Raw genomic sequence first — 5,320 nt, 5'->3', positions numbered from 1 at the left:
TGTGTGTTTTCTCCCGCCCCCTCGGGCCTCTCTCGGTTGTTAATGTTTGTTTTTTTTTAATCCCCCCCGGGGGTTTATCACCCCCGGGCCCCGTGGGGGGGGGGGGCCCCCCCCCCCCCCACACCCGGAAGGAGACGCTGGTGCCTGCCACGTTCGAAAGGGAGCCGGACGCCACCCGATGACCAAGATCCTGCTCTCCCTGCACGTCCTGGCCGCCATTGTCGCGATAGGCCCCGTCACCGTAGCGGCCAGCATGTTCCCGCCCGCGGCCCGCAACGCCCACGCGGCCGCCGCCGAGGGCCGGACGGACCTGGGCACGGTCCGGCTGCTGCACCGCATCTGCCGCGTCTACGCCAAGATGGGCCTGGCCGTCCCCGCCTTCGGCTTCGCCACGGCCGCCGTGATGGGCGTCCTCGACAGCGGCTGGCTCACCGCCTCCATCGCCCTGACGGCCGCGGCCGCCGGTGTCCTGGTCGCCTTCGTCCTGCCCCGCCAGGGCGAACTCCTCGACACCCTCGGTGCGAGCAAGGCCCTTGAGCGGTCCGACACCGTCCAACTGGCCATGTTCACGGGCGTGTTCAACCTGCTGTGGGCGACGGTGACCATCCTCATGATCGTCCGCCCGGGCTCGACCACCGGAGCCTGACCCCGCCCCCTCTCCCGCGCTGTGGCCTGAAGCCGGTCACTGCGCGGGATCCGGCCATTGGCGCGCGATAATGACCGGGAGCGCCGGGGCGGAAACAGGAGGCGGTGCAGGGTATGCACGGTGAGTACAAGGTGCCGGGCGGCAAGCTGGTCGTCGTGGATCTGGAGGTCCACGACGGCGCGCTGCGCGAGGTGCGGGTGGCGGGCGACTTCTTCCTGGAACCGGATGAGGCGCTGCACGCCATCGACCGGGCCCTGGAGGGCGCCCCCGCCGACGCGGACGCACAGGCGCTCGCCGCCCGCGTCAAGGCGGGGCTGCCCGCCGGCACCGTGATGTTCGGCTTCTCCCCCGAGGCCGTCGGCATCGCGGTGCGGCGGGCGCTGGCCCGTGCCACCGACTGGACGGACTACGACTGGCAGCTGATCCACGAGGGGCCGCAGCACCCGGCGCTGCACATGGCCCTGGACGAGGTGCTGACCGACGAGGTCGCCGCCGGACGGCGGCCACCCACACTGCGGGTGTGGGAGTGGGGCAGCCCGGCCGTCATCATCGGCAGCTTCCAGTCCCTCCGCAACGAGGTGGACCCCGCGGGTGCGGCCCGCCACGGAGTCACGGTGGTTCGGCGCATCTCCGGTGGCGGAGCCATGTTCGTGGAGGCCGAGAACACCATCACCTACTCCCTTTCCGCACCGGCCTCTCTCGTCTCCGGCCTGTCATTCGCCGACTCCTACGCCTACCTCGACGACTGGGTTCTGACCGCGCTCGGCGACATGGGCATCAAGGCCTGGTACCAGCCCCTCAACGACATCGCCTCCGAGGAAGGCAAGATCGCCGGTGCCGCGCAGAAGCGCCTGGCCAGCGGCGCCGGCGCGGTGCTGCACCACGTGACGATGGCGTACGACATCGACGCCGACAAGATGCTCGATGTGCTGCGCATCGGCAAGGAGAAGCTGTCCGACAAGGGCACCGAGAGCGCCAAGAAGCGCGTCGACCCGCTGCGCCGCCAGACCGGCCTGCCACGCGGCGAGATCATCGACCGCATGCTCGCCTCCTTCCGCGCCCGCTACGGCCTCGCTCGGGGGCACGTCACCGAGGAGGAGATGGCACGCGCCGAGGAACTCGCCCTCACCAAGTACAGCAGCGAGGAGTGGACAGCGCGGGTGCCATAGGAACCACCCTCGGCGCGGCGCTCGGCGGCCTGGTTCCCTCAGCATGATGCGCACGACATCTCTTGCATGTTCTATGCCATGGAGCATAAGTTACCCGCACGTAAGGGAGGTGGTGGGTGGCATGGTCCGGCGCAAGAGCGACAGTCGTGAGCGGATGGTGCTGAGCGCCGCGGCGCTGCTGCGTGAATACGGCGCGAGCGCCACGAGCATCGACCGGGTGCTCGCGCACAGCGGAGCCCCGCGGGGCTCGGTCTACCACCATTTCCCGGGCGGGCGGGCGCAGTTGATCGATGAGGCGGTGGCGCTCGCCGGTGACTTCATCGCCGGGCTGATCGAGACCGGTGCGCGGCCCGATGACCCGCTGGAGGCGGTCGACGCGTTCTTCACGCTGTGGCGCGGACGGCTCCTCGAAAGCGACTTCCGGACCGGCTGCCCCATCGTGGCGGTGGCCGTCGAGACCAACGACGACGCCCCGCAGCTCGCCCGCTCCGCGGCCGCGGCGTTCACCCGCTGGCAGGAGGCGCTGGCCGCCCTGTTCGTCCGGCACGGTCTGTCGGAGGAGCGGGGAAGGCGGCTGGCCGCGTTCATCATCGCCGCCGTGGAGGGCGCCGTCATCATGTGCCGGGCCGAGCGGAGCACCGCCCCGCTGGAGGCGGCCGCCGCCGAGATCCATGACCTTCTGGCCCACGCTCTGCGTACCACCGGCTCGTTGGCGGACCCCGCCCGCGACCGCGACGCGCCACCACCGTGAAACCACGCCGCCACCGTGAGGCCACGGTGAACCACCGCCGTGATCCGCGGGCCGCCGGATGGGTGGCGCGCGGACCCGTCCGCCGACTCAGCCCTGTGTGAAGGAGCAGCCATGCCCACGCTGGACCGCCGGGACAACGTCTTCGTGCTCGACCTCGGGGACGGCGAGAACCGCTTCCACCCCGACTGGCTCGCCACTGTCAACAGCGCCCTGGACGAGGTGGAGAAGGCCGAGGGGGCGCGTGCCCTGGTGACGGCCGCCACCGGCAAGTTCTACTCCAACGGCCTGGACCTGGAATGGCTGTTGGAACACGCCGACCAGCACCAGGACTATGTCTCCTCCGTCCACGGACTCCTGGCCCGGATGCTGTCGCTGCCGCTCGTGACCGTGGCCGCGCTGCAGGGGCACACCTTCGCGGCGGGCGCGATGTTCTCCCTGGCCCATGACATCCGGGTGATGCGCGCCGACCGTGGCTTCTGGTGTCTGCCCGAGGCCGACATCAACATCCCCTTCACCCCAGGCATGTCCGCTCTCATCCAGGGCCGGCTGAGCCCGCGGACCGCCCACGAGGCCATGGTCACCGCTCGTCGTTACGGCGGCCACGACGCGCTCACCGCCGGGATCGTCGACCACGCGGTGGCGGAGGACTCCGTCCGGTCGACCGCGGTAGAGCTCGCCGCGGCGCAGGCGGGCAAGGCCGGTGACACCCTCGGCACCATAAAGAGCCGGATGTACGCCCCCGTACTGGCCGCCCTGCGTGCGAAGGACAACCCCCTCGGCTGACAACCCCCTTGGCCAACAGCCCCCTTGGCCGACAACCCCCTGGCCGACAGCCCCAGCGGCTCCCGTGCCGCGCCCCTCCCGAACGGCGCGGCCCACCACGACCGCAAGGAACGCCTGTGACCACCACCGACCTCACCACCCTCTCCGGCCTCGATCTCATGCGATGGGTGCAGTCCGAGCGTCCCACCGACGTTCCCACCATCGGACGGCTCCTCGGCATGCGCTTCGACGAGGTCGACCCCGGACGCGTCGTCGTCTCCCTCGACACCCGCCCCGACTTCGCCAATCCCCTCGGCACCGTGCACGGCGGTATCGCCGCCACTCTGCTCGACTCGGCCATGGGCTGCGCCGTTCACACCACTCTCCCGGCCGGGGTGGGCTACACCACCCTGGAGCTCAAGGTGAACTACATTCGCGCCGCCCGCACCGACGGGCAGACCCTCATCGCCGAGGGCACCGTCCTCCACGCCGGTCGCCGCACCGCCACCGCCGAGGGCAAGGTGCTGGACGAACAAGGGAAGTTGATCGCCCACGCGACCACCACCTGCATGATCCTCGGCGCGGACGGCTGACCGGCCCGAGTGGGGAGAGTGGCATATGAAGCTGATCGCCGTGGGGGACGTGGTGGTCGCCCGGAGGCCGGCCGTGGCACTCGACGGGGACCTCTCCGCCGGCACCTCGGCGCTGCCGCTGCTGCGGGACGCCGATCTGACGATCGGCAACCTCGAGGTCCCGCTGACCGACACCGGGTACCCGGCCGAGAAGCCGGTCGCCTTCCGTGTGGGCAGCGACATGGCTCCCGAGCTGGCCCGGCTCGGCTTCGACGCCTGTTCGCTGGCCACCAACCACGCGCTCGACTACGGCATCGACGGTCTGCGCAGCACCAGGGCGGCCCTGGACGAGGTCGGTGTCGCCCACGCCGGGGCCGGGGAGAACCTCGACGAGGCGCTACGTGCCGTCCGGCCCTCCGGCCGGGGCCGCGCCGAGGTGGCCTTCCTGAGCCTGTGCTGTGCCCTGCCGCCGGGCTTCAACGCCACTTCGCACCGGCCCGGGATCGCGCCGGTGCGGGTCGAGCAGTCCTATGAGTTCGACGGCGTGCTGATCGAGGAGCAGCCCGGGACCGTGCCGTATGTCCGGACCAGGGCACGCGAGGCCGATGTGGTGCGTGCCGAGGAGGCGGTCCGGCGGGCCAAGGAGCTGGCCGCCACGGTGGTGGTGGCGGTGCACTGGGGCGTTCCCTGGTGCTATCTGCCCAGCAACCAGGGGCCGTTGGCCGAGTACCAGCAGCCGCTGGGGCGGCGTCTTGTCGACGCCGGAGCGGATCTGGTGATCGGACACCATCCGCACTGCCTCCACCCGGTCGAGCGGTACGGGGACGGCCTCATCCTCTACTCGACCGGGAACTTCCTGTTCCATCCCTGTGCGGAGGTGGCTCCCGCCGACCGGCGCCCGCCCTCCCGCTACAAGGAGCGGATGTTCGACCGGCCGTGGTTCGAGAGCGCGGTCTTCGAGGTGGCCCTGGGGGACGGCCCGCCCCGGCTGCGTCTGCATCCGGTCGAGCTCACCGCGGACGGCGAGCCGGTGATTCCCTCGGCCTCGACGGCGCGGCGGATCCTGCGGCAGGTCGAGGAGGTCTCCCAGGAGCTGGCCCCCGCGACGAGGGTGGACGGGGACGGCCGCGTCCGTTTCTGATGACCAGGGAGCCCGCCAGGAGACATCGCTGAACCCCGACAACCCCGATTGGGACACGATCAGGCTCGAGGACAGCGAACGGCTGTCGCAGTCCGCCGTCTACACGTGGGGCTCGATCCTCGACCCGAGGTTCTGACCGGCCACCGCGCGGTGGTGGCGGGGGCGGATCTGGAGCCCCCCCCCCCCCAGGGGGTGAGATTGTGTTGAGCGGCTCGGGGTGGTGGAATTAGCCGGGGCGGGGGGGGTCGGCCGAGAGCCCGGGGGTGTGCGGCCAGAGGT

At 71.1% G+C, this 5,320-nt stretch carries 6 protein-coding genes; all 6 read left to right on the top strand.

Annotated elements, in window-relative coordinates:
- Window positions 1-178 precede the first annotated feature (178 nt).
- The 6 genes from ACFXB5_RS18895 to ACFXB5_RS18870 all read left to right on the top strand — a co-directional run bounded on the left by ACFXB5_RS18895 (window position 179) and on the right by ACFXB5_RS18870 (window position 5,041).
- Window positions 179-646 (top strand): hypothetical protein, encoded by a 468-nt coding sequence (locus ACFXB5_RS18895; RefSeq protein WP_385209006.1) that lies wholly within the window; start codon window positions 179-181, stop codon window positions 644-646.
- 113 nt (window positions 647-759) lie between these two features.
- Window positions 760-1,815, top strand: a complete 1,056-nt coding sequence (locus ACFXB5_RS18890; RefSeq protein WP_385209004.1) for a biotin/lipoate A/B protein ligase family protein — start codon at window positions 760-762, stop codon at window positions 1,813-1,815.
- Between the two features lie 121 nt (window positions 1,816-1,936).
- On the top strand, window positions 1,937-2,566 hold the full coding sequence (locus tag ACFXB5_RS18885) for a TetR/AcrR family transcriptional regulator (protein WP_385209003.1): 630 nt from the start codon (window positions 1,937-1,939) through the stop codon (window positions 2,564-2,566).
- Window positions 2,567-2,677: 111 nt separating this feature from the next.
- Window positions 2,678-3,349: an enoyl-CoA hydratase-related protein gene (locus tag ACFXB5_RS18880; protein ID WP_385209000.1), complete on the top strand. Its 672-nt coding sequence runs from the start codon at window positions 2,678-2,680 to the stop codon at window positions 3,347-3,349.
- 116 nt (window positions 3,350-3,465) lie between these two features.
- The gene (locus ACFXB5_RS18875) at window positions 3,466-3,921 is read left to right on the top strand and encodes a PaaI family thioesterase (RefSeq protein ID WP_201855439.1); all 456 of its coding nucleotides are present in this window, start codon (window positions 3,466-3,468) and stop codon (window positions 3,919-3,921) included.
- Window positions 3,922-3,946: 25 nt separating this feature from the next.
- Entirely contained in the window at window positions 3,947-5,041 is a 1,095-nt protein-coding gene (locus ACFXB5_RS18870; protein ID WP_385208997.1) for a CapA family protein, read from the top strand.
- Window positions 5,042-5,320: the final 279 nt, after the last annotated feature.

This window comes from Streptomyces sp. NPDC059455 (genome assembly GCF_042750115.1).
Taxonomy (GTDB): domain Bacteria; phylum Actinomycetota; class Actinomycetes; order Streptomycetales; family Streptomycetaceae; genus Streptomyces; species Streptomyces endocoffeicus.
The sequence above is the reverse complement of the archived record's forward strand: the minus strand, read 5'-3'. Positions and strand labels throughout refer to the sequence as shown.

What these genes read in the sequence shown, in the direction of transcription:
- ACFXB5_RS18885 (WP_385209003.1), top strand. Translation starts at nt 1,937, where the DNA reads ATGGTCCGGCGCAAGAGCGACAGTCGTGAGCGGATGGTGCTGAGCGCC.
- ACFXB5_RS18895 (WP_385209006.1), top strand. Translation starts at nt 179, where the DNA reads ATGACCAAGATCCTGCTCTCCCTGCACGTCCTGGCCGCCATTGTCGCG.
- ACFXB5_RS18880 (WP_385209000.1), top strand. Translation starts at nt 2,678, where the DNA reads ATGCCCACGCTGGACCGCCGGGACAACGTCTTCGTGCTCGACCTCGGG.
- ACFXB5_RS18890 (WP_385209004.1), top strand. Translation starts at nt 760, where the DNA reads ATGCACGGTGAGTACAAGGTGCCGGGCGGCAAGCTGGTCGTCGTGGAT.
- ACFXB5_RS18870 (WP_385208997.1), top strand. Translation starts at nt 3,947, where the DNA reads ATGAAGCTGATCGCCGTGGGGGACGTGGTGGTCGCCCGGAGGCCGGCC.